General features: G+C 54.6%; 21 protein-coding genes and 5 pseudogenes. 11 read left to right on the forward strand and 15 right to left on the reverse strand.

The features are described 5' to 3' along the window. Positions 1–375 precede the first annotated feature (375 nt). Positions 376–777 (reverse strand): CBS domain-containing protein, encoded by a 402-nt coding sequence (locus C476_RS16265; RefSeq protein WP_008014915.1) that lies wholly within the window; start codon positions 775–777, stop codon positions 376–378. A 273-nt stretch (positions 778–1050) separates the two neighbouring features. Between C476_RS16265 and C476_RS16270 the strand changes: the two genes are divergently transcribed. Then, positions 1051–1410: an ArsR/SmtB family transcription factor gene (locus tag C476_RS16270; protein WP_008014916.1), complete on the forward strand. Its 360-nt coding sequence runs from the start codon at positions 1051–1053 to the stop codon at positions 1408–1410. Beyond that, positions 1403–2242, forward strand: coding sequence for an arsenite methyltransferase (locus tag C476_RS16275; RefSeq protein WP_008014917.1), 840 nt, complete (start codon positions 1403–1405; stop codon positions 2240–2242). Before C476_RS16270 ends, C476_RS16275 begins: the two co-directional genes overlap by 8 nt. A 55-nt stretch (positions 2243–2297) precedes the next feature. On the opposite strand, the pseudogene C476_RS18000 reads toward C476_RS16275, so the two are convergent. Together C476_RS18000 and C476_RS16280 are read right to left on the reverse strand one after the other, a co-directional pair. Continuing rightward, positions 2298–2408, reverse strand: a pseudogene (locus tag C476_RS18000) (IS6 family transposase); the annotation flags it as partial. A 36-nt stretch (positions 2409–2444) separates the two neighbouring features. After that, on the reverse strand, positions 2445–3533 hold the full coding sequence (locus tag C476_RS16280) for a tyrosine-type recombinase/integrase (protein ID WP_008014918.1): 1089 nt from the start codon (positions 3531–3533) through the stop codon (positions 2445–2447). A 258-nt stretch (positions 3534–3791) separates the two neighbouring features. Between C476_RS16280 and C476_RS19510 the strand changes: the two genes are divergently transcribed. The 3 genes from C476_RS19510 (at position 3792) to C476_RS16295 (ending at position 5106) form a co-directional block, all read left to right on the forward strand. Next, positions 3792–3983, forward strand: a complete 192-nt coding sequence (locus C476_RS19510; RefSeq protein WP_008014919.1) for a hypothetical protein — start codon at positions 3792–3794, stop codon at positions 3981–3983. A 242-nt stretch (positions 3984–4225) separates the two neighbouring features. Further along, positions 4226–4543, forward strand: coding sequence for an SWIM zinc finger family protein (locus tag C476_RS19515; protein WP_193788171.1), 318 nt, complete (start codon positions 4226–4228; stop codon positions 4541–4543). A 347-nt stretch (positions 4544–4890) separates the two neighbouring features. Next, a complete protein-coding gene (locus C476_RS16295) occupies positions 4891–5106 on the forward strand; it encodes a hypothetical protein (protein WP_008014921.1) in 216 nt (71 codons plus the stop codon). A 594-nt stretch (positions 5107–5700) separates the two neighbouring features. Here C476_RS16295 and C476_RS19520 read toward each other — a convergent pair. Further along, positions 5701–5952 (reverse strand): annotated as a pseudogene (locus C476_RS19520) (toxin-antitoxin system TumE family protein); the annotation flags it as partial. Positions 5953–6634: 682 nt separating this feature from the next. Between C476_RS19520 and C476_RS18010 the strand changes: the two are divergent. Beyond that, positions 6635–7048 (forward strand): DUF7475 family protein, encoded by a 414-nt coding sequence (locus tag C476_RS18010; protein WP_083857089.1) that lies wholly within the window; start codon positions 6635–6637, stop codon positions 7046–7048. Positions 7049–7191: 143 nt separating this feature from the next. Here the strand turns inward: C476_RS18010 and C476_RS16305 are convergent. The 10 genes and pseudogenes from C476_RS16305 to C476_RS19855 all read right to left on the reverse strand — a co-directional run. Then, a pseudogene (locus C476_RS16305) lies at positions 7192–7293 on the reverse strand (PadR family transcriptional regulator); the annotation flags it as partial. Positions 7294–7481: 188 nt separating this feature from the next. Continuing rightward, positions 7482–7744, reverse strand: a pseudogene (locus C476_RS18015) (helix-turn-helix transcriptional regulator). A gap of 62 nt (positions 7745–7806) precedes the next feature. Beyond that, positions 7807–8241 (reverse strand): hypothetical protein, encoded by a 435-nt coding sequence (locus C476_RS19850; RefSeq protein ID WP_049912022.1) that lies wholly within the window; start codon positions 8239–8241, stop codon positions 7807–7809. A gap of 8 nt (positions 8242–8249) precedes the next feature. Continuing rightward, on the reverse strand, positions 8250–8783 hold the full coding sequence (locus C476_RS16315; protein WP_008014928.1) for a DUF7342 family protein: 534 nt from the start codon (positions 8781–8783) through the stop codon (positions 8250–8252). A 92-nt stretch (positions 8784–8875) separates the two neighbouring features. Beyond that, positions 8876–9169, reverse strand: coding sequence for a PadR family transcriptional regulator (locus C476_RS16320; protein ID WP_049912025.1), 294 nt, complete (start codon positions 9167–9169; stop codon positions 8876–8878). A gap of 282 nt (positions 9170–9451) precedes the next feature. Next, on the reverse strand, positions 9452–10210 hold the full coding sequence (locus tag C476_RS16325; RefSeq protein ID WP_083857090.1) for an SDR family NAD(P)-dependent oxidoreductase: 759 nt from the start codon (positions 10208–10210) through the stop codon (positions 9452–9454). Between the two features lie 118 nt (positions 10211–10328). Then, positions 10329–10784, reverse strand: a complete 456-nt coding sequence (locus C476_RS16330) for a ferritin-like domain-containing protein (RefSeq protein ID WP_008014933.1) — start codon at positions 10782–10784, stop codon at positions 10329–10331. A 475-nt stretch (positions 10785–11259) separates the two neighbouring features. After that, positions 11260–11829, reverse strand: coding sequence for a hypothetical protein (locus tag C476_RS16335; protein WP_008014935.1), 570 nt, complete (start codon positions 11827–11829; stop codon positions 11260–11262). Next, positions 11826–12194: a ribbon-helix-helix domain-containing protein gene (locus tag C476_RS16340; protein WP_008014937.1), complete on the reverse strand. Its 369-nt coding sequence runs from the start codon at positions 12192–12194 to the stop codon at positions 11826–11828. The genes C476_RS16335 and C476_RS16340 overlap by 4 nt, the downstream gene beginning before the upstream one ends. A 98-nt stretch (positions 12195–12292) precedes the next feature. Then, positions 12293–12621, reverse strand: a pseudogene (locus tag C476_RS19855) (hypothetical protein). A gap of 902 nt (positions 12622–13523) precedes the next feature. Between C476_RS19855 and C476_RS18030 the strand changes: the two are divergent. Further along, positions 13524–13793 carry a HalOD1 output domain-containing protein gene (locus C476_RS18030; RefSeq protein WP_083857091.1) on the forward strand — a complete coding sequence of 90 codons (270 nt, stop codon included), beginning with the start codon at positions 13524–13526 and terminating at the stop codon, positions 13791–13793. A gap of 758 nt (positions 13794–14551) precedes the next feature. On the opposite strand, the gene C476_RS16360 is transcribed toward C476_RS18030, so the two are convergent. Continuing rightward, positions 14552–15010 (reverse strand): pyridoxamine 5'-phosphate oxidase family protein, encoded by a 459-nt coding sequence (locus C476_RS16360; RefSeq protein WP_049912028.1) that lies wholly within the window; start codon positions 15008–15010, stop codon positions 14552–14554. Positions 15011–15280: 270 nt separating this feature from the next. On the opposite strand from C476_RS16360, the gene C476_RS16365 reads away from it, so the two are divergent. The 4 genes from C476_RS16365 to C476_RS16380 all read left to right on the forward strand — a co-directional run bounded on the left by C476_RS16365 (position 15281) and on the right by C476_RS16380 (position 21992). Further along, positions 15281–16948 carry a type II/IV secretion system ATPase subunit gene (locus C476_RS16365; protein ID WP_008014946.1) on the forward strand — a complete coding sequence of 556 codons (1668 nt, stop codon included), beginning with the start codon at positions 15281–15283 and terminating at the stop codon, positions 16946–16948. Positions 16949–16950: 2 nt separating this feature from the next. Beyond that, positions 16951–19014: a type II secretion system F family protein gene (locus C476_RS16370; protein ID WP_083857092.1), complete on the forward strand. Its 2064-nt coding sequence runs from the start codon at positions 16951–16953 to the stop codon at positions 19012–19014. Further along, positions 19011–20357, forward strand: a complete 1347-nt coding sequence (locus C476_RS16375) for a hypothetical protein (protein WP_008014950.1) — start codon at positions 19011–19013, stop codon at positions 20355–20357. The genes C476_RS16370 and C476_RS16375 overlap by 4 nt, the downstream gene beginning before the upstream one ends. 114 nt (positions 20358–20471) lie before the next feature. After that, complete coding sequence (locus C476_RS16380) at positions 20472–21992, forward strand: RAD55 family ATPase (protein ID WP_008014952.1); 1521 nt, start codon at positions 20472–20474, stop codon at positions 21990–21992. Positions 21993–22018 lie beyond the last annotated feature (26 nt).

Below are 22018 nucleotides of genomic sequence, written 5' to 3' on the forward strand. Positions count from 1 at the left end.
GATTCCTTGATCGGCCCTGTATTCGGGATCGATTCCTACCGACAGACGCGAATCTCGTGCACGGATTTTGGGGTATTCGCAGCACCACACGAGTAAACCGTATAGTCTTTTAGTGGAATCTGCGAAGTCAAGTCCGCTATTCCGAACAATCCAACCGATTATTCTTGACGTGCCTGACTTCTGATGACTGAAATTCATATGGCGCTATACGATTTACAACATACCGATTCAACCACTTTTGCACTCGAGCAATCCTTCTCGCTGAGCGAGCGCTTCTGTGGGTAGGAGGTCTCGACCAGAGGCAACATCACCACCAGCGATGTGAAGGTTGCTCGTCGTCTACTGTTTAGCGCAGGTAGATGTCAAACAGGGATGTTATTGATTGCTAAGCTCGTCCCGAGATCGGAGAATGTTCCTCCGAAGTCGAGGTAAATAGTGAGCTAAATTAGTCGTTGTCAAAATCCCCACGAGTTCATCGTCATCAACGACTGGGAGGTGTTGAACCGAATGCTCTCTCATCAGTGCGGCCGCTTCACGGATCGATTTGTCACTCGTGACCGTGACGACCGGTGTCGACATAAACGAACCTACGGAGATGGACGAGATATCTGCATCAACGGCGACCTGGTGCATAATATCGGACTTGGTAACGATACCTAGAATATCCTTCGTTTCTGGAGAGGTCACGACCACGGATCCGATATCGTCTTCCGCAAACACTCTCGCAATGGTGCTGGCCGTCGTCTCTTTGGTGATTGTCCGCACGTCTTGTGTCATTACGCTTGATACGGTTTGTTCTATCATGACTATGGTACAGCACAGAGACGGTTAACTCCTCGCTCGAGCGGGCCGTCAAACAGTGAAATCCAACGCCATATCGCGATTTAGCACAGCCGACAGTTCTGTCGGTGTATTCGTCTTTCTAGCGCACTGATCGGGTTCAAATCGATGGTGTTGTGGCGGTGACGGGGGTTCGAGTTGATTCCGAAGTTGCGAATAACCCCGTTGAGGGAAATATATTAGTATCTGCTTGTATAAGCTAGTGCTGATATGGCAGAGGATGCGATCGCTGACGGAGCCACGGAAGAAGCTGAGACCTGCTGTGCACCGCCCGGCGATGTCGACTCAGACGCGATAGCGATAGACCTCCAAGTGCTAACCGCGATGGGGAACGATACGCGATACGAACTGCTTCGCCGAATCGCAAACGCCGATGACGGCGTTTGTGTCTGCGATCTCGAAGCCGCAGTCGGCGTCAGTCAGAGTGCCGTCAGCCAAGCGCTCTCCCGTTTGTACACTGCAGGACTGGTCACGCGCCGCAAGGAGGGGTCGTGGCGGTACTACGAACCGACTGAAACGACCGCAGCCCTCCTCGAAACACTCGACGATCTGCGAGGTACCCATGAGTAACGATACGGTAGCTGGTGACCGCGACCCCGAGGAGGCCCGTGAGATGGTGCGCGAACGCTACGGGACGATCGCTTCGGACGGTCAGGACTGCTGTGGCGATGTCGGCATCGATGTCACCGACGACGGTGGGTGCTGTGACGGCAACGCGGACGTGACCGGGAGCGAACGCCTCGGCTACGACGTGGACGATGTCGCGTCGGTCGCCGACGGTGCAGACCTTGGCCTCGGGTGTGGAAATCCGAAGGCGTTCGCCGAGATGACGCCCGGCGAGACAGTGCTCGACCTTGGCTCCGGTGCCGGCTTCGACTGCTTCCTCGCTGCGCAGGAAGTCGGCCCGAACGGCGACGTTATCGGTGTCGACATGACACCAGAGATGGTCTCGAAAGCGAGGGAAAACGTCACGAAGAACGACGCCGACAACGTTGAGTTCCGCCTCGGCGAGATCAGTCACCTTCCCGTTGCCGACGCAACCGTCGACGTCGTCATCTCGAACTGCGTCGTCAACCTCGCCCCCGAAAAACAACACGTGTTCGACGACGCCTACCGTGTTCTCAAGCCCGGCGGCCGCGTCGCCATCTCAGACGTCGTCCAAACCGCGCCGTTCCCTGACGACGTCAGGATGGACCCGGACTCGCTAACTGGCTGCGTCGCCGGTGCGTCGACCATTGACGCTCTTGAAGCAATGCTCGACAGTGCTGGCTTCGAAGCAATAGAGATAGCGCCCACGGACGAGAGCACTGAGTTCATCAGCGACTGGGACGCTGACCGCGACCTCGGTGACTACCTCGTTTCCGCCACTATCGAAGCCCGGAAACCAGCACACGACACCTGACTGACCAGCAGGTACGGACAGTCCTGACCACTTCACCGCTCCTACAGGGTAGTGTTCAGATAAGCTGGTTCCACGCAAAGGCGAATGAATTGAGCCACTGATCCGCAGTTTCTGCGCCTGCGTTGCTGAAACAGTTTGCGAATGAAGAGGTTCGTTGTTTTACTTTTCAAAAGGCACGTTTACACAAAAGAAAATCGGTAGCTCACTCGTTCTCGAAGACTTCAGACGCCTCTTTCGCTAATTCCTCGGTCTCGATATGGGCGTACATCTGTGAGGTGGTCTGCGGATTGGCGTGACGCAACACGCGTTGTGCTGCGGCTGCGCCATGCTCGCGATAGATGGCTTCGCCGACGCCACGCCGTGCGCCGTGTGGTTTCAGGTATTCGCCGTCGATCTCGAGGTCAGCATCATCACAGAGTCGCTTGAGGACCGATCGTCCGCCGTTGGTCGACAACGACGGTGGAACGACCCCGTGTTTCCGATGTAATTCGAGGGGCTCGCCTGCGGACGGGTCGACGTCGTCGGGGAGTGTGCTGTACAACGATGGGGCATGGCTCGTGACGAACACGGGCCACTCGGGTATGGGTGGCTCGAGCGCTTGTTTCAGCCGCTCGAGCGGGCGATGCACCTGTCGTGGAAGCTGGACCTCTTCGTCTTCGTGCTGGCTTTTGCCGAGCACCTGGAATTGGTTGTTCTCGAGGTCAACGTCGCCCCACTGTAAGCCGTTACGCCGCTCGTCACGTGGATCTGAAAGGATTTCCCCACCACGAGCCCCCGAATAGGCCAGCAGGTAGACAAGCGCACGATCACGCAGTTCCTCGAGTGCGGCTGATCCTTTTTCGTCGACGGCCTCGTGGGCACGACGATCGGCATACCGGAGCAACGCTTTGCGGTCCTCTACTGACCAGAACTGTTGATCGCCGCTCTTTTTCGTCGGTCGCGGTGGCAGCTCATCGAGTGCGATCCCTTTTCGGGCGGGATTATCCTCGAGCCAGTCCCATTTGACACAGTAGGCGAGAAACGCCGAGACGTAGTCGTAGTACGTCCACGCGGTCGCTGCAGTCTTTGCTTCGTCGTTCGAGAGCGCTTGCGCATACGTCGCCATGTCGCGCTTCGAGACACGTTCGACTGTCTTGGTGCCACGGGCTTCGAGACGCTGTCGCCAGTCGGTCAAGACGCGGTCGAGGGCATCGCGATAGTTGCCAGACTTGTTGCCCGACTCGAGGAAGTTGTCGATGGCGGCCTCGAGGGCGTGTTCTTCGGGTGTCGCCGCTGAATCGCTGGGATCCATCTATTCGGTTTCCCGTACAGTGTCGGGGTAGATAAATTCACTGTGCATTACTGTCCTAATGCACAGTAGATCCCGAATACGCTCATTCGGCTGATTTCAGGCTGCTCAAGTGCTCTCCGGCACAAACTAATACTTAGTAAATCATATAACGCTATAGAAATTCTGTCTGTCGGGTGATGTGACTATGACCCTACCGAACTGGTCGGGAGCAATCGCCAACTGATCAAATACCGCGAAAAGAACAAATATGCTGAGCTAGTGCTCGAACTCGAGCGGACCGGCCACGCGTTCTCAGCCGACGGGATTGCTGCACTTGAGGAGATTCGTTCGAACTATGCTGACCGAGTTGCTGACGACACCACCCACCAGACTGATGTCACGCTAGAGATCGGTCTGACGCCGCGTACGGTAACGATCAAATGGATATTCCTGAGGATAGTTCGTCGGTGATCAGAACGTGTTGGGATATCGTGAGCGACCCGACCAAGTGGTACCCGATCGGATGGCCGGGGCAAGGATGGATTCACTGTCGGCCAGCTGATCCCTCTATCCCAGGAGATGAGCCCGTTGGAGACGCATTTCCTCGTCTCCAAACACAGACACCATCTCAATCAGTCGATCTCGGGACGCTTCGGCAGGTAACCGAGCCAGGCCGTTATGAGCGAGGAAGCCGCTACTACGAATGTGGATCTGTGACTGAGCTCGAGTACGTAGACGATACTCTCCAAGCAACTGTTCCAGGGAGCCGTCCATACGATGTTCAGGTGATACTCTCGCAGGGAAGCTATGTCAGTGGCCAGTGTCGCTGTCCTGATGAGACAGTGCCGTGTAAGCATATCGTCGCAGCCGTGTTGGCTAGCGGTGATGTCGAAGCCGTCGGCAGTAATCAGTCGCTGGATGCTCTCCTTGCAGCGGCGTCTGCCGAAGAGCTTCGGAGTATACTTGCTGAGATCGCGGATGAAGACATAGGGATCCGCAAGCGCCTCTATGAGGAATTGAGCGAAGACTGAGCAGATATCATGCTGGCGCAACATCAGAAGCGTGCTTCCAACAGATCGTCGAGCGGGCAGACGTCCAGGTGCGCGGGGAGACACTGACCTCAAAGATGAGGCAACAGCTCTGGTATACGGCGTATGCAAACGCACAGAAACAGCTCCTCGCGAATCTCGACGCGATCGCGGTGGACCAAGGAAGCTCGGATGTCGGATGCGAGTGTCGTGTTGAAAAACTATCTCTTGGTGGCAGAACGGCGACAGTATCGGCGTGAATACATGCGAGATCCGCCTGCGGAAGCATTCGATTCAAAGTAGCTACCTGTTTCGATAGATTCAATATGTTTGTAACAGAACACTAACTAGTGGCGGATCTCAAACTCGATTTCGACGACGAACTAATCGCTGTCGACGACCACGACCGTCAACAGCGGCTTATGGCCGTCCACGACGGCGACAAGTGGACCGTCTTTGAAGGGCCGATCGACGGCCCGCACGCACTCTCAAAACGGGGCAGCGCCGAGACGGCAAATCAGGTCCTCGTTACTGCGTTGCAGTGGGTCGCTGAGAACGACGAGTAGCTATTTCTCTCGCACGCGCTCGAGCATGGTCACTCCGCAGTCCGATATCGATCGATTCGGGCTTTGTTCTGCGTATAGGACCGACTCGAGTCATAGTTCAGATCATCGGGCACGCAGCCTCGCCGTCAGGCACCGTCGCTACCGGCAGGTCAGTCGCGGCGAGTACGTCTCGAACCAATGATTCTCACTCGCCAATCGACGGGTCGTCGTCCTTGTTGATAAGAGACTTTATAGTGTTGAAAATATATATGAGGGCAGTGTAGACGGTGCTCAGGACATAATTGGTCAAGGAGCAGACTTAATTGGGTTTTAAGAGCTTAGAATGGTTTGATTCAATCCATATATGGTAAAACCAAAAAGGCGGCTAGAATCTTAGATATTGTCTTATTATTCAGTATAGCCGTATATTTACTCGGGAAAACTGAAATAGGACAAACCAATATAGATGATCCGCTCGTCTTGCAGGATCTTTGGCTTACAACGCTTTTTATCGTATCGGCTCACATTCTCGTTTGGTATAAGCGATGGTCGAAATCCAACAATAAATAGTGTTTTGTTTGATTTAAATATTCTAATTATAAGTCTTGTTTTAAGTTAGTGTAGTTGGAGTGTAGTGATAATATCGACTCTTTCTGATGTACCGTACGCGACCACGGCATGTGACATTTGCTGGTTGTTGTATCCGATCGCACGATACAGCGTTTGCAGTCCCAGATAGTCGGTCTCGTAGACCTCCGAGTCGAGATGCAGTTCGTGAATTCCGTGGTGGTTATCGAATCGGATGATTGGATCATCAGCGCCGGCGACGCCGTAGTGGAAGGCGTACTTGATGCTATCTGGAAATCGTCACGAACAACTGTGACGTCATCACTCAACCCTGTTTGTTATACTGCTGGACAGAACGACGTGAAGCCGGCCGCACGTATGTGGCCGTCACCTATGGGGACGGCCGCGAATTCGTGACCGGGTTCGTATTGACTTCTGTCCAGTAGTATAGTATGAGTCCTAACATGATGGGCATTTGGATTCTCTCTAACATAGCATGAGGCATATGCAACAATCATTTGGCCACGTCGCAAAGCCGTCTCGAGTTTGCCGCTGAGAGTCGTGGCGGCACCTTACTACAGACAGCGATACTGCGTTAGAATGGCGTGTACCGAGTACACGTCGTTTAGACAAACTAACCGTTTAGTATCCCTCATCATGACTCCTCATTGATCAGGAACGTTATTGGCCGGTAGATCGAGTCCGACAGCATCTCTCACGTCGCAAATATATTCGAGCGTCGACTTTAGGAATCGATAGATCAAATCAAATGGGACCTGCCTCGAGGGAGGACACGCGTGCGAGGTAAACGACCACGGGTCAGGTGATCCGTGAAACTCTCGCTGTAGTGCTTAAATGTATTATCTCGATAGTTCGCTGTGCAGTAGAGATAGATATCGATAGCCAGTTGAACATTATTACTAACAAGGTAATATAAATAAAAACCATTAAGACTTATTGATGGTGGGTAACATGATGTGATATGGCACCACAATCAACTGCGGCTAGGCAAAACAACTCACTGATCAATCTCCCATCAAACCCAATCGGGTATCTCGTGATACTTGCAGCAGTCATAACGGGTGTGATCCATCTCTTACTCGGACCACAAGTCATGGGATTCAGCCAACTACTAGGTGTACTGTTCATTTTAAATGGGGTTGGCTTTCTCGGAGGCACTGTGTTATACCTAACCAATTACTGGCGTAGTGAATTATATCTCGTCGCAGCGGGCTATGCAATTGCAACGATCTTCGGTTTGTTTATTTTTCAAGGCTTCAGCATTGAGGCGTTCTATATGAATGGCGATCTCAATCCAATGGCTGTTGTCTCAAAAGCAGCAGAGGCAGTCATTGCTCTTGGCGCATTATATCTATATTCTAATACAAACGCGTAAAATAACTACCGTCGATAAAGATAGTTTGGTCAACCAGCAGTATAACCATGGCTATTGGTTTATCCGTTCAAAGAAGGTAGTGTACGGCGAGCTCTATGTAATATAACTCAGCTTTGTACGTTAGCGTCAGCTGTTGAGTGAACGAAAAGGTGGTCGATCTCGTCTTTGACATCCTGTCCAGATGGCTGGTCAGCGCCCGCGATCACGTACAGCAGGTCTCGTTGGAATCCTGTGAGGTCGTCCATGGCCCAAACATTCAGGCGAGATAATATTTGTTATTCCACACGTACGTAGATGTAAGTGGATCCAACTAGCGATTCTCTATACTACTAGCCGACTCTCTTTCCGTTCACGACATCCTGAGACTGTGATCGTAATGAAACGACACTCGAGAAATTCAATTCAACGCGCACGCTTAGCGGTCGTGACTGTCTCACTCCGAACTCGAAAGTAATTCACCGACGTACTGATCTTCCCACTCCCGACGGGCCTCGAGTTCGCGTTGCCCACGCGCTGTGATCGTGTAGTAGTTCGTTCGCTTGTCGGCTTCGCCTTTGTAGACAAGTTCTTTGTCGACGACCGTATCGAGATTCGGATACAGCTGCCCATGGTGGATCTCGTTCTCGTAGTACCCTCGAGTTTGCCTGTGATCGAGAGGCCCTGAGGATTGTCCTGGCCGGCGATGACGTACAGCAGGTCACGTTGGAAACGAGTGAGGACATCTACTTTGGCGCAGAAAAACTGCCATCACTGATGGCTCACTCGTCCCACAAGCTGGTAATTCGTTCTTCGACGGTATCGAGGACGAGCCGCAGTACATCCCGATGATCGCTTGGCCACGAACTGTCCTCGCCGGGTGTCGGGGCAGCGGGCGGAGGATGAAAGTGATCTCGCGTATTGTGAGGGTTCGGATGCCGGTCCCACCGGCACTCCCAGACGTGATCAGGATGCACCTCTCGGTAATGGATTTTGAAGTCGTCGTTCGTGTACCAGCGAACAGTGAGACTCGCCTCCTCTACGGTTTCGGGATAATACGATAGTGCGAGTGTCACATAGAGTTCGAGATGTCCACTTGAATCCGTGATCGTCGCTCGAGCGGCCTGTGCTGTGGCTTGGAGGCGTGTCTGAAGAAACTCGAGCACTGGGCGGTCGATAGGCGCGGGGCTACGTCCATCTCCTGCAGGCGGCGTCATCGATGGGATTACCCGGATGCTTGGTCGGTCTCGGCGCCAGCACGTTGCTGACGGGCACGTTCGTAGCGCTTGCGCTCATCTCGAGCAGTCGCCCAGTCGGCAAGGTCGCTATACCCATCGTCGATCGTCCGTTCATCGCTCGTCTCTGCAGCATCGACGGCGTCGACGGCTGCCGGCGTTGTGGCATCGTACGTGTCTTCGTAATCGGTAATCCGTGTCGTGAGGTTGCGGACGTGCTCTTGGAGTTCGTCGATGGTGTGCTCGGCAGCGAGTTGGTTGATGCGCCGCCACTGGAAGTATGCATCATTGCGCTCGTAGGTCGTCGGATGGCCGTCGTGGCGCGTGACGATCCCGAGGTCGCTGAACCAGCCGAGATATTTTCGGGCTGTCTTCGGGTCGCATTCGGCCTGCTCTGCAATAGCGCTCGCCGTTGCAGGCTCGCGGGTCTGAAGGATTGTCCCGTAGATGCGCTGTTCAACATCATCGTCACGAAACGCATCCTCAAAGGATGGCGGACCGTCTGGAGACTCTGTGTTGGACATACTTGATCTTGCGTGGCTACCGATATAATTCTTACTTCGAGGAATAGTTTCCTGATTCGATCCAACACGCACGCTCAGCGGCCGCGACCGTCTCACTCCGAACTCGAGAGTAGCTCACCGACGTACTGATCTTCCCACTCACGCCGGGCCTCGAGTTCGCGTCGGCCACGCGCTGTGATCGTGTAGGAGTTCGTCCGACGATCGACTTTACCCTTCTCGACGAGTCCCTTGTCGACGACCTCGTCGAGATTCAGGTACAGCAGCCCGTGGTGGATCTCGTTTTCGTAGTATTCCTCGAGTTCGTCTTTGATCGCGAGGCCATGTGGCTCGTCTTGGCCGGCAATCACGTACAAGATATCACGTTGAAATTCGGTGAGGTCGTACAGGTCTGAATGTAATCATATTGACTGATGAAGGTTCCGGGACCAGGAGACACCACAGAATTTTCTTCTTGCCATTCTCAGCAATTTATAAGAAAACACAACGTATTACTCCTACAGGATGTTCCGAAGTGGTGGTGGCCGGTTCGTGTGTGAAGGGCTCAGAGTCGTCACCGAAGTTTGTTGCGACAGTGGGATCAGATCCTGACCTGCTTCTCATCTATTGCGGCGACGATTATCACTCCTGAAAGATAAGCAAAAGTGTTTGACAGCCGTTCCAACCAGTAGTTAGTCGACGAGCCAGCCACCGTCGACATCGACAGCAGTCCCATGCATGAACGAGGCGTTGTCGCTCGCGATGAAGGCGACGACCTGCGCGACTTCTTCTGGCTCAGCGTAGCGTTCAGCAGGCGTCTCCTGGACAATCTCATGGACTTCGTCGGGCGTCTGCTCGATCATGTCCTCGGTCATTCCCGTCTCGATGAAGCCTGGACAGACAGCGTTTGCCCGAATCTCAGGGCCGTAATCGTGTGATAGCTGCTTGGTGAATCCGATCACGCCATGCTTCGAGGATGTGTAGGCAGCACCGCCACCACCAGCGACCTTGCCGGCAATAGAGGCGGTATTGATCACGACGCCTTCCTCGTCACCGTCCATGAGTGCTGGCAATGCTGCTTTTGTGAGGAGAAACACGCCCTTGAGATTGATATCCATGACCCTGTCCCACAGTTCCTCAGACGTCTCCCCAACTGGGGCGTAATCGTCGAGGATGCCTGCGTTGTTACAGAGCACGTCGATCGTGCCGTATTCGTCGGTTGCTTGCTCGACGACTGCCTCGACACTATCGCGATCAGAGACATCGCCGACAACGCCGATTGCCTCACCACCGTTTGCCGCGATCTTGCTCGTGACCTCGTCGAGACCGTCTTCGTCAATGTCGACGGCGACGACAGACGCTCCTTCACTCGCGAACTCGAGTGCCATCGATCGACCCATGCCCGATGCGCCACCGGTAACAACGACAACACTGTCAGCTATTGAAACCATACAAGAAACTTCACCGCTGATACACAAAAATCACACCCCTATTTTTACGCGCTGACAGTCTCGTTGCTGGCCCGCTAACGTAACTGGCTCGGCCGAACCACCCGGAGCGTACGGATCGTCAGTTACCTTTGTATTCCTTCTTGAAGCCACGGAACTCCGTGCGGTGCGCTTCCTCGTCAGCAAGTAGCGTTACTGCGAGATCCTCACTGACAGGGTCGTTTGCGGCTTCAGCTGCATCGACTAATTCACGATACGTGTTGATCGCATCTTCTTCGGCATCGAGTACACCGTCGATAACCGAGACAATATCTGTGGTGTCCGCGGGCGGCTGAAGTGTATCCTGATGGGCAACGAATTCTTCAGATCCTGGTGGACTGGAATCCAGTTGCTTGAGCCGCTGGCCGAGTTGTTCGGCATGGCCGAGTTCCTCCTGTACGTCCTGTCGGAGGCTTTCTTTGATTTCCTCCGCATGGATTCCATCAAGAACAATCGAGAGTGCTTGATAGTTCATCACCGTCTCCATTTCATCGTTATACGCCTGCTTGAGAAGATCAATAACCTGATCACTTGACATAGCATCTGTATTTCAGGTCAGAGCAGCATAATCCCATCGGCTATTTCATTCATCTAACCATCATGGAAGCGCTACAGTATCTCTGACATCAGTTCTCACACCGAACCCAACAAACGATCGGCAGTTCTGAATCTCCATGCACTTTAGCCCGGAACGGACGCGGGCGGTGGAGAGAGCGCCCGCATGCCCGGAATGGTCGGTCGCGAGCGACGCAGAGGGCGGCAGCGGCGAGCAGTGCGGGCCAGTACGTACACACCTGTCCAGCCGGCCGCGTCGCTCAGCGAACTATCTACTACCCTGGCGGACTCAGAAAGGGCGAGGCCGCCTCGGTCGTCCCCCGACCCCACAAGCACCGCAGGCACAAGGAGCGCAGCGGCGGTCGCGGGATGCCGAGCGGCCGAGGGCTTTCAGGAGTCGTCGCCGGCACTGGGTGCTCGGCATAACCGCAAGTGGATGAAGGCCACTCGTAGAATGGTTACTCTTCGAGACGTTGGAGCAATTGCGTAACATAGGGACTATTCTCCCAGCTCCGGTGCGGGCTGATCGTCGTGATCAGTGTTCTCGCTTCCTCCTTGGTCATATGCCCGTTCCAGAAGTAGTCGCAGATGAGCCGCGGTGTCGGGACGATCCGCGGCCCCTGCAGCACGGCGTGAATCAGCGGGAAGTTCGTCTCGCCGAACTCGTCGGTGAGTAACCCATCGACATCGAGCGCGTTCGCGAGGACGATGCCGTCGGTTTCGCCGTCATCGAGACCGAACGTCGGTCGCGAGTCTGGTGTATCCTCGCGCTCGTACGGATCCTCGACCGTGTAGTGGCTGCGGGCCGCGAGGACGTTGTTCGCAGCCGCAGCGTGGATATCCTGATACTGCGCAATGTCACGGAGTTCCGCGGCCACTTCTGGCGGCACGAACACCTCACACGAGGTGAGGAGATACTGGAACGGGTCCGGGACATCGGTTTCGACGGCCGCATCCGCACGAGGCACGGCGAGACTGACGAGCACGCTGGTGTCGGCGACGACCGTTCGCAGTCGCCGGCCGCTCATCGCTCGTCGTCGGCTGCGGTCTCGACCGCCGTCGCGTCGCCATCGTAGACGTCGACGTCGTCGGGGGCAGCGAGATCGAGTGGTTCATCCTCGAGATCTGCTTTGAGAAGACGGAGGCGCTGGGCGGTTTCGGCGCCGACCAACTGCTTGACCGTCTCGAACTCGAGTTGGTCGTCGTAGTACTTCGTGGCGACGAGTTCCTGAAATGTCTCACTGTCGGCCGTCTCTTCGATATACTCGCGAATCGCTTCGACGAGCAGATCCGTCCGATCCTTATCGAAGAGCTCCGCGATCGCGTCCAGCCGGTCGACCAGATACTCCGGTGACTGGAAATGGACCCGCCGCGGATCGTCACTTGCGCTCATTCTATGTGCAAGTTCTGCACATAGACGCATAACGGTTTCGGCGACTGCACAGAGCTTGCACATCAGAGTGCTTGGAACCGGACTCGGTTCCGCCAGTCTCAGCCGTCATCCTGTGCGTTCAGCTCTTCAAGGAACCAGCCGGCGGCCGTCCCGATCCGAACGCCGTCGACGTTGCGCATTTCAAGGCCGTTCGTGGCGGTCCGGCACGGCTCGTTGTCGACGAGGACGCGGTAGATGACTGTGCGGACGGGCTCGATCCGGTAGGTATCGATGATGGTTGCCGTCGCCGTATCGAAATGTGCGTCCTCGTGATCGGCTTGCGGGTTCTACGCCCGTTCCACCACGAGGTCGACCACGTCGTCGACTGATACGTGCCGGGATTCCCGATTTGCTCACGAACGTCATAGAGGAACTCAGTATCAGGCATTGCGAGTCACTCAGTGGCGTCGACCTCCTGCAGGACGTGGTTCGCCTCCTGCTGTCTTCTGCTCCTCCTATCCAGTTTCAAGGACCTCGACAGTCTCGGCGGACTCAACATCACGCTCAAGGAGACGAGCAACGGCCAGCTGCTAAGCGTGTTCGGCGAGTTCGGAATCGGCCTGTTCGTAGTGAATTGAGAACCCGGTCACTGTAACTGCGACCAGAAAACTCTCTTGTCGATCTCGTTGCCGAAGGCCAGTTCCATTATCGCCGTTGGCCGTGGCTTCGGATATAAACTTCAGCATCTTGTGAAAACGCCGGCCAGAGGCCGACGTCGGCACACTCATGTCCCAGATGGAGTGTCACTGGTGCGTGGTCTGAGAGTGAGATGGCACCAGACAGTGGTGGAGTAATCCCAGTTGCGGCGAGGAGCCGTGTATCTCGAATCGACTGCATTCCCTGTCTGGAGATCGATTAGAGCCACACTGTCCCTCCCCACGTGTGCTCTTAGGATATGTCTCGTATGAATCTGTTGGATAAGTGATCAGAATGTAAATGGTTAATAATGATAACCAATAACAACCAATTGCCTCCAACTCCCCCCATGTTGATGGAGGCACTACCCCCCATCCCCATCGCCGGCACTATTTCCCAGTCTAAGTGGGAGAGGACCTGGATTCGCTTCAAGTCAAAAGCGAGCTCGATATTCGCCTTCCGGAATTCCATAGCGGCGAGTCTGAGAATGTCGTGTAGTGCCTCATCATGACCAGCACTACTCAAGTCTGGTGCACAACACCACTTTCGAATCACTATTTCTCCAGCTACAGCCAGTAATAAGTTCTCCACAAGATCATCGGAATTGGTATGTTTGGCGTTATATATTAGTGTTTGAAAGATCTATCCGCCACTATGGAAAGAAATCTTGGAGAGAAGAGTAATGTTTCTTTGCGAATAGTTGATCGTGTTGCTAAAAGAGATCACACGGATCCACTGGAACTTCCTCCATTGTATGATGCGGTCGATCCAGATGCGCTCGACGATCTCTTTGCGTCAGGACGCCAGAACGGGACGGCCCAATCTGGCCGAATCAAGTTCCAATACAATGGCTATACAGTTGTTGTCGAATTCGGCAACAGACCAGAAATCACGGTCAAAGAGGGGCCAGAGCGCGTTGAGTAACACAATCGAACGAGAAATCACTTCTCGAGGCAGGGTACCGACGGAGCCACCCAACGCCGCCGTTCTAGGTTGTACTGTTTATCCCAGATGACTCGTGTGGAGACGAGTATTCGACACGGTCCGTGTGTCTAAGATGTGCCTCTGACTGAGCGTGAGTGCTATCCCCCACCGCCTCTCCTCACGCCCAAGTCACTGTTTGGATCACAGCCATATCAGTCTTTCTAAGTCACCACAATACTGCACAATAATTCATCGGGTTCTGTTAAATAGGGTGTCATCTATCGACCTTTAGCTTGTAGCGTTTATTGCTAATGAAACCAGAGTAGTTCCAGTCCAGCAACTCTGACGAAATCCTGTAAGAACTCTGTTTGATCTTGCTTTGCAGCTATTAACCGTTCAACACGTGATTTCAGCGTCTCCAACTTATCGGTCGTGAAATTGTTTAACTCATCGTACTTTGTCTGATTCCAGATTCCTTCGATCGATTCAGATCCGGCGTATACGTCGCCAACCATTCGGCAGTTACTCGATCACTGTCGAGTCAGGTCCTGCCATCTTCTCTTAAATCCTGGGCTCAATTCTCAAAGTTTCTTTGGCACTGAACGCTACAAACTAAAGGAGACAACTCTAGAAAGATTGCTTTCACAGTGGAGTCACGGCCCAAATCACTCTCCCCCAGTCGTACCTAACGATCAAGTGCCGATCACAGACAAGCAATTTACTGATTGTTTTCGCTCTGATGACACTAATCGCGTATCTCATTCCTCAGACGGAATCTGCTCACCACGGCGACCAGATATCGTTTCGATATCGATTTCGTACCACTCCTTGTCGAACATGTCATTCCGCCAGCGGTCATCACCTGCGGCGTCATCAGCACGATGGAAAAACAGCGCTGCAGCCCGATTCGAGACTTTTTCCGGCGGAACGTTGTGAAGCGACCCAGTTACGACGACGCTCGCCCACGTCGTCTGATCTCGAAATTCATACGTCGTGAGCGTTACTTCGTCAGTCGACTCGACAAACCGTTTTCGCTTGCTCGTTTCACTCGAGACGAACTCCATTACGAGTCGGTCGTAGTCCTCGTCGTACCCATACGAAATCGGAATGCCATATGCACGATTATTTGTTGCGAGACTGAGCGTGCCATGTCCCTGCTGCTCGAGAAAGCGGACCGTTTCTGCAGTCGACATGGTATACCCGATCTGTCCAGACATACTAGATGAATATCAGCCGCGGAGAATAAGTTCATGGGATAGTACCCAGGAAGAGTGCGTAGTTCCGACTCAGCGGCCCTCAGAACAAAGTTTTAGGCCTTCGAGTTAGAAGCCAGCACTATTCAACTTGAAATTGTGTTTTGGCGTCTGTCTCGACTGTGCATACACATCTGAACCACTATGTCTGACAAGGGGTCCGAATTTAGCTATAATCGCGAGACAGCAGAGGGAAAGGCGGAGGACGATCTGTCGCCGGAGTCTACAGATCGTATGGTGGATGCGTCTGCCGACGTGGATAGCCAAGAGGTAGCTAGTCTCATCAACGACGTGCTGTCGGAGGCGTGCGCACACTCGAGTCCACTCTTTCCGGACGACCCCTTCGATCCCGTCCGCGAACCGGAGATCGACGAGACGTTTTTCGAGTTCGACTATCTCGAGACACACCACCAACGCGACTGGTCGTGGGTCAATCGACCGTATGCATATCTGGCGACTGTCTCGGATGACGTGACCGACGAGCCGCGTCTCTGGGTCGTCGAGCCAGCGCTCGATCAGTTCGAAGCATACGTTCGCGACGACCTCGAGCAGACGTTTCGAACCGAGTTAATGTATGCGGACGGGACCGGTGACCAACCGTCGCGTGCGGTTTTCGATAGCGAGGCAAAGCGGATCATAAAGGAGTATGCGGCGTCCGTCTCCAGTACGTCGTTACACAAGATCCTCTATTATTTGCGCCGGGATTTCATCGGGTATGGGCGGATCGATCCACTCATGCGTTCGCCGAGAGTCGAGGACATTTCCTGCAGCGGCGAGGAGGTCCCGATACACGTCTATCACAGTGAGTACGGAAACATCCCGACGAACTGTCGGCTCGGTGCGGGCCAACTCGATTCGTACGTAATGCGACTCGCCCAGCGAGCGGGCAAACATCTCTCCGTCTCGAATCCGCTCGTCGACGCTAGTCTTCCGGATGGGTCCCGGATGCAAGCGACGCTGGGTGGTGACGTGACGACGCGCGGATCAAATTTCACGATTCGAAACTTTACCGATACCCCGTTTACGCCCATCGATCTCATCGACTCTGGGACGTTCAGTATCGAACAGATGGCGTTTTTCTGGTTTTCAGTGCAGAACAATCGCTCGCTGTTGTTCGCTGGAGCGACAGGGTCTGGAAAGACGACGAGCATGAACTCGATGTCCTTTTTTATCCCGCCCCAGAGCAAGATCGTCTCCATCGAAGATACACCGGAGCTCTCGTTGCCACACGACAATTGGGTTCAAAGCGTCTCCCGTGAAGCGACAGGCGATCAAGGACGGGGCGAAGTCTCGATGTACAACTTGCTGGAAGCAAGTCTGCGACAGCGACCTGAATACTTGCTTGTCGGCGAAATCCGAGCTGATCCACGCGTCGCCTCGACGTTCTTTCAAGCGATTTCGACCGGTCACACGGCGTATACGACGTTTCACGCGAACTCCGTGCGAGGGCTGTTGAGCAGACTGCAAAACGAACCACTGGGCGTTCCGAGACAGATGATCGCCGAACTCGATCTGGTTTCGATACAGAAACAGGTGCGCGTCGATGGCAAGAACGTCCGTCGAAACAGCGAGGTCGTCGAGATCATTCCCCGAGACGAGGGCCAAGACATGCTTCAGGCGCGCACTATCTTCGATCGCGACCCTGCGACGGACAGTTTCAATCGGGCACAGACCTCACAGACGCTCGACGACGTCCGTGAGGAACGTGGCTGGACGACAGGCCAGGTCGAAACCGAACTCGAGCGGCGACGTGAGATCCTCACGTATCTTCACACGAACGGAATCAGCGGCTACGACGAGGTCGTCAAGACAACGACGATGTTCGCTCGTCAGCCCGACACGGTCGTCGATCTCGTCCACGACGATGAGCTTGCGTCTGTCCTTGCCGAGTCGGGTGACTAGTCGTGGATGAGACTCCTCTCAAGGAGGCGGACCAGCCAGCATCCCAAGCACAGCCAAGCGTAGGTGTTGACGCAGACGAGGTGACCCGACAGTCGGCTGATCAAAGCCCGGATGACCAGCTGCGAGACGGCCTCGCCGACGAGTATGGACGCATCCGGTCATATTTCAAGGGCCGGACGAAGCGCTACCGTGCGCTACAACATCGTCTTGAGCAAGCCCACGTACGGACGACCGTCGACAGGTATCTCGCCGAAAGTGCCGTTAGGAGTCTGAAAGCGGCCGGTGGTGGTGCCGTTTTCGCTGTCGTTGTCCTCACAGCAGTAGCTGTCATTGCTGGACGTTTCGACCGTGTCCCTGCTGGCACGGGATCGACGCCGATGGAGACGGTCATGTGGGCCGTGCTCGCGATCTCGAGCATTGCGATCGTCTGTGGCGGTGTGACGTGGGGATGGGTTGTCCACTACCGGCCACGCCGACTCGTCAGTACCCGTCGCAGCGAGATCGAATTAGGATTGCCATCCGCAATTACGTTTCTCTACGCCATGTCTGGTGGGGGCGTCGATATTATCACGTCAATCAATGCGCTGGCCGATGAGAAAGCTGTCTACGGTGAAATCGCTGACGAGTTCGATCTGATCGCTCGTGAGATGGAACTCTTCGGGAACGATCTGCATACGGCGATCGAAAACACGCGCGATCGAACACCGAGTGAGGCGCTTCAGCAGTTTCTGACGAATCTCCTCGGCGTCCTCGAGTCGGGTGGGGATGTGAGCAGATTTCTCGGCGAAGCGATCGACGAACAGACTGAAACCGCCATGCAGAAACAGGAGACGTTTGTCGAGCGACTCGGGCTGATCAGCGAGGTATTTATCGCCGGATTCGTCGCTGGCCCACTATTTTTGATCATTACGCTGCTCGTGCTTGGCCTGTTAGGCGGCGTCAGCGCTCTCGAGATCGCCGTCGTGATCTACATCGTGTTGCCGCTGAGTGCGGTCGGGTTTTTCCTGTTTGTCGATCTGTTTGCCCACGCACCTCGCCTCACTGCGTCGACGGCAGCTGACGAGCAGAGACAGGGGATAGGACAGATCGGTGGCGGCGCGTCGTCGGTCGACGAGACACTCGCAGACTCTGAGCGGTATCGAGCATACCAACAGAGTCAGCTCCGGACGAGACTCCGCGAACGCCTCACGAACGGTATCGAATACGTGAAACGGCGGCCGGCGTTCGGGTTTACGATCACCGCTCCGTTAGGCGTCGTGCTTGCGGCCGGTGCGATACTCAGTGGCCGCGTTCGACCAGCCGCCACCGCCATCGTCGCCGAGCCAGTCATGACAACGCTTTGGCTGGCCATCCTACCGGGGCTCGTCACCAGCGTTCCGGTCTCGGTGCTATACGAACGGAACCGACGGCAGGAACGAAAGATCGTCGATCAGTTTCCGGATATTCTGGAGACACTTGCAAACGCGAACCGAATGGGTGTGACGCTCACTGATGCGTTCAACTTGGTCTCGAAGGCAGGTACGGGCCCGTTGAGCGACGAGCTAACGACGGTGCGAAACGATATCGTCTGGAATCACGACCCATCGAAGGCGTTTCGTCGACTCGCAGGCCGCCTCCCGATTCCACAAGTCGCACCAACGTTGACGATCATCGCAAAAGGAAATCGAATCAGTAGCGATCTCCACGAAATCCTCGAGATCGCCGCCGAGGAGTTACAGATCCACGCTCGTATGGACGCTGCTCGACGAAACGAGGTCGGACCGTATTTGGCGATCGTCTTTATCGGCTCGCTCGTCTATCTGTTCATCATCGTCGTATTGAGTGTGAGCTTTCTCGATCCGATGGCAGCGGCCGCATCCTCGAGTCCGGATGCCATGGAGGCGGGCCCGGCGACGATTTCGATCGACGTCGACGTGTTCCGAACGATCTTTTTTCACTCCGCACTCATCCAAAGTATCGTGGCTGGGTTAATCGGTGGGAAGCTGGCTGAGAACAACCTTCTCAGTGGCCTCAAATATGCGATCGCGCTGTCGGTGCTTGTGACGGGGGTGTTTCTCGCCCTATGAACCGAGACAGTGTCGGTGACGAGCGTGCCGTTTCACCGCTTATCGGTGCGATCTTGCTTCTCGCGATTCTCATGACGATGCTGGCGCTGTTACAGTTGAACGCGGTTCCAGCGCTGGTCAGTGAGGCGGAGTTCAATCACAACCAGCGTGTCCAGGGGGAGATGCGAGATGTCGCCGCAGGGATCGACAGATCGGTGGCGACCGGAACGAGCCAGTCGATCGCACTGACACCTGGTGTTCGATATCAGTCGCGTCTGTTCCTGTTGAACCCACCGCCAGCAACCGGAACGGTTCGAACGGGTGGGCAGAAAACAGTGAAAATAAAAAATGCGGCCGCACAGGGTGAGACTGGCGACTACTGGAACACGAGTTCAAAGGAACCGATTGAGATCGAGACACGGCAACTCAGCTACATCCCCAACTACAACGAGTATCACGACGCACCACAGACAGTCTACGAGCTGGGAACCGTCTATAACCGTGTCGAAGAGACGACAGTCGTCACAGATGGCAACGAAATCGTCGACGGCCGCACAATAACGCTCACAACGGTCAGCGGAGAGGTTAGCCATACCAGCGTCGATCGGACACTCCTCGAGGTTCAGCCCTCGAGTACCGAAACGAGAACTGTCCTCGTCTCCGGTACCAAATCGAAGCCACTCACACTCGAGATTCCAACTGAACTCACCAAAACACAGTGGAACGATATCCTGAGGAATGACAGACACGTGACCAACTACGAATGCTCCGCGACCGAGCAAGCTGACGAACCATGTGGGAGACTCACGCTAACGTTAGAGCGGGATGTAACCTACGAGATGCAACTCGCTCAAGTAGGAATCGGGGGTGACTCCGTCACGCAGACGCCGGTATATCTCATCGATGTCGAAGGCTCCAATGCAAGTCTGCCGGCAGGCGGAAGACAGCGACTCGTCACGGAGGTCAGAAACAAGTTCGATAATCCAGTCAGTGGTATTTCCGTCGAGGCCAACGTCTCTTCGGGACCGGGCATTGTTAGCCCGGTTGAGCAGGCGTCGGGTACTGATGGTCGGATGACGTTCATCTACGAGGCACCAGATGATGTCTCCAAGGTTCGGAACGTAACTGTTGTAGCCGGGTTCGGTGGCGATGACAAAGAGAACGTAGAGTTTGAACTACAGGTCTGGGGAGAGTCGGGCAACGAGAAAGAACCGGACAATGATCAAGGCCCACCGGAACATGCGGGTCCGCCGACCGATAGCGATGGCGAGGAAGAATTGGACGACGAGGAAGAACCTGGCAACAGTGGAGAATCGAGTTGGGATCGAGGTCGACCATTTAGTTTCGAGCTAGACCTCTCGTAAGTCGGCACACACCGCCGTGTCGCGTTTCATTTTCTCGATAGAGACTGCGCGCGTATCGGCGAAGACGGAATTCAAGACCCTCGTCATTATTAGCGTTCGATTCATAGCGTTGATATGGCTGTTTCGACGGGGATCGATAAATTAGACGAGATCCTCGACGGAGGATTCCAAGAGAACAGAACAGTCCTCGTGACTGGGCCACCAGGGGCCGGAAAATCAACGCTGGCAATGAACTTCTTGCAGGCTGGTCTCGAGAACGACGAGCACTGTACGTACATCAGTACTGAACAGACGCCGGATGAATTGCGTGACACGTTCGAGCCGTTCTCGTTTGATCTAACAGACGAGTTATTCACTGTCCTCTCGTTACATGCACGTCCCGGCAGTGGAACCGACCAATACGATCAGGGAACAATCGTCGAAACGTATGGAGCGGACCGGACAGATGACGACGTCGATCGTCACCTCCTTCGGACCCTAGAGGGGGCCGACGAAATTGATGACCACTACATCGATTTTACACCCGCGAACCTTCGGGAGTTTTTCCGCTTTAATATCTCGGGCGACCGTGTCGTCGTCGACAGCATTTCCGGGCTCCGTTCTGTCAGCGAAAACGAGCAGACGTATCGACGGTTCCTGCTGGACCTAATCCAGTTAATAAACGATCATCATGACGCAACAGCGCTGTTTACTGCAGAATCATCACGGCCGAACACCAACGGGATGCAAACGGGCCAATTTTCGGTCGACGAGCTTACACAGTACAATCTGCATGGCGTGATACGGCTCCAGCGAAACCGACTCCGCGGAACGGACAGACGATTACTCGAGATTCTGAAAATGCGTGGTGTGGCGTACGATGATCGAACGTTCGAACTCATGTTCGACGATGAGGGGGTTCGTATTCTTCCGGAGAACCGGACATTTAGTTCGACGCTTCGTGTAACGAACCACGTACCGACGGGCATTGATGGACTTGATACGCTACTGGGTGGTGGAATCCTCTCTGGCGAGAGTACGGTCGTTCAACACGATGGAAAAGCAGAGGTCGGTGGTATCCTCTACGTCATTCTATCAAATATTATTACGGAAGATCGGTCCATCGCTCTCCTGCCACGTATCAACTCACAGCCGCTGTTTCTCCAATCGGTTTTCGAACGGCTTGGAACGCCGATGGGAGACCTTCTCGATGACGATCGCCTCTTCGTCTTCGACCACCATGGTGTGTGGGACGACCATCAGAACATTTTCAAATCCGCCGAAGACGAAAGTGGTATCAAGAGTGCGATGACGACGATACACGATCGGTCCCGTGGTCAGGGCGTCGTCCTATCACTCGATACGAACACGTTGCGCCACATGCTTGGTGAAGAGACGACACAACAGGTTCGGTCGTGGCTTCAATCATCCGTCGTAACCGCAACCGACGCCATCATCGACATTCACAATCCAGCACTGCTACAAGACGAACTCGCTGCGTTCCATGTCGATCTCGCCTCTCAACTCCTCGAGACGTGGATGAACGATACTGGCCTCCAGTACGTGCAACTTCACAAGAGCCCAACCGGCGACACTGGTGCAGTACGACTGATCGAGTATTTAGATAAATCCCCGTACGTTCGAGTTGTTACTTGATATCCTCTCCGCCCTTCACAGTGGTA

This window comes from Natrinema limicola JCM 13563 (genome assembly GCF_000337475.1).
Lineage (GTDB): Archaea > Halobacteriota > Halobacteria > Halobacteriales > Natrialbaceae > Natrinema > Natrinema limicola.

Excerpts from the sequence above, each read along its gene's own strand:
- C476_RS16265 (WP_008014915.1), bottom strand. The coding sequence starts at position 777 with ATGACACAAGACGTGCGGACAATCACCAAAGAGACGACGGCCAGCACC.
- C476_RS16270 (WP_008014916.1), top strand. The coding sequence starts at position 1,051 with ATGGCAGAGGATGCGATCGCTGACGGAGCCACGGAAGAAGCTGAGACC.
- C476_RS16275 (WP_008014917.1), top strand. The coding sequence starts at position 1,403 with ATGAGTAACGATACGGTAGCTGGTGACCGCGACCCCGAGGAGGCCCGT.
- C476_RS16280 (WP_008014918.1), bottom strand. The coding sequence starts at position 3,533 with ATGGATCCCAGCGATTCAGCGGCGACACCCGAAGAACACGCCCTCGAG.
- C476_RS18010 (WP_083857089.1), top strand. The coding sequence starts at position 6,635 with ATGGCACCACAATCAACTGCGGCTAGGCAAAACAACTCACTGATCAAT.
- C476_RS19850 (WP_049912022.1), bottom strand. The coding sequence starts at position 8,241 with ATGACGCCGCCTGCAGGAGATGGACGTAGCCCCGCGCCTATCGACCGC.
- C476_RS16315 (WP_008014928.1), bottom strand. The coding sequence starts at position 8,783 with ATGTCCAACACAGAGTCTCCAGACGGTCCGCCATCCTTTGAGGATGCG.
- C476_RS16325 (WP_083857090.1), bottom strand. The coding sequence starts at position 10,210 with ATGGTTTCAATAGCTGACAGTGTTGTCGTTGTTACCGGTGGCGCATCG.
- C476_RS16330 (WP_008014933.1), bottom strand. The coding sequence starts at position 10,784 with ATGTCAAGTGATCAGGTTATTGATCTTCTCAAGCAGGCGTATAACGAT.
- C476_RS16335 (WP_008014935.1), bottom strand. The coding sequence starts at position 11,829 with ATGAGCGGCCGGCGACTGCGAACGGTCGTCGCCGACACCAGCGTGCTC.
- C476_RS16340 (WP_008014937.1), bottom strand. The coding sequence starts at position 12,194 with ATGAGCGCAAGTGACGATCCGCGGCGGGTCCATTTCCAGTCACCGGAG.
- C476_RS18030 (WP_083857091.1), top strand. The coding sequence starts at position 13,524 with ATGGAAAGAAATCTTGGAGAGAAGAGTAATGTTTCTTTGCGAATAGTT.
- C476_RS16360 (WP_049912028.1), bottom strand. The coding sequence starts at position 15,010 with ATGTCTGGACAGATCGGGTATACCATGTCGACTGCAGAAACGGTCCGC.
- C476_RS16365 (WP_008014946.1), top strand. The coding sequence starts at position 15,281 with ATGGTGGATGCGTCTGCCGACGTGGATAGCCAAGAGGTAGCTAGTCTC.
- C476_RS16375 (WP_008014950.1), top strand. The coding sequence starts at position 19,011 with ATGAACCGAGACAGTGTCGGTGACGAGCGTGCCGTTTCACCGCTTATC.
- C476_RS16380 (WP_008014952.1), top strand. The coding sequence starts at position 20,472 with ATGGCTGTTTCGACGGGGATCGATAAATTAGACGAGATCCTCGACGGA.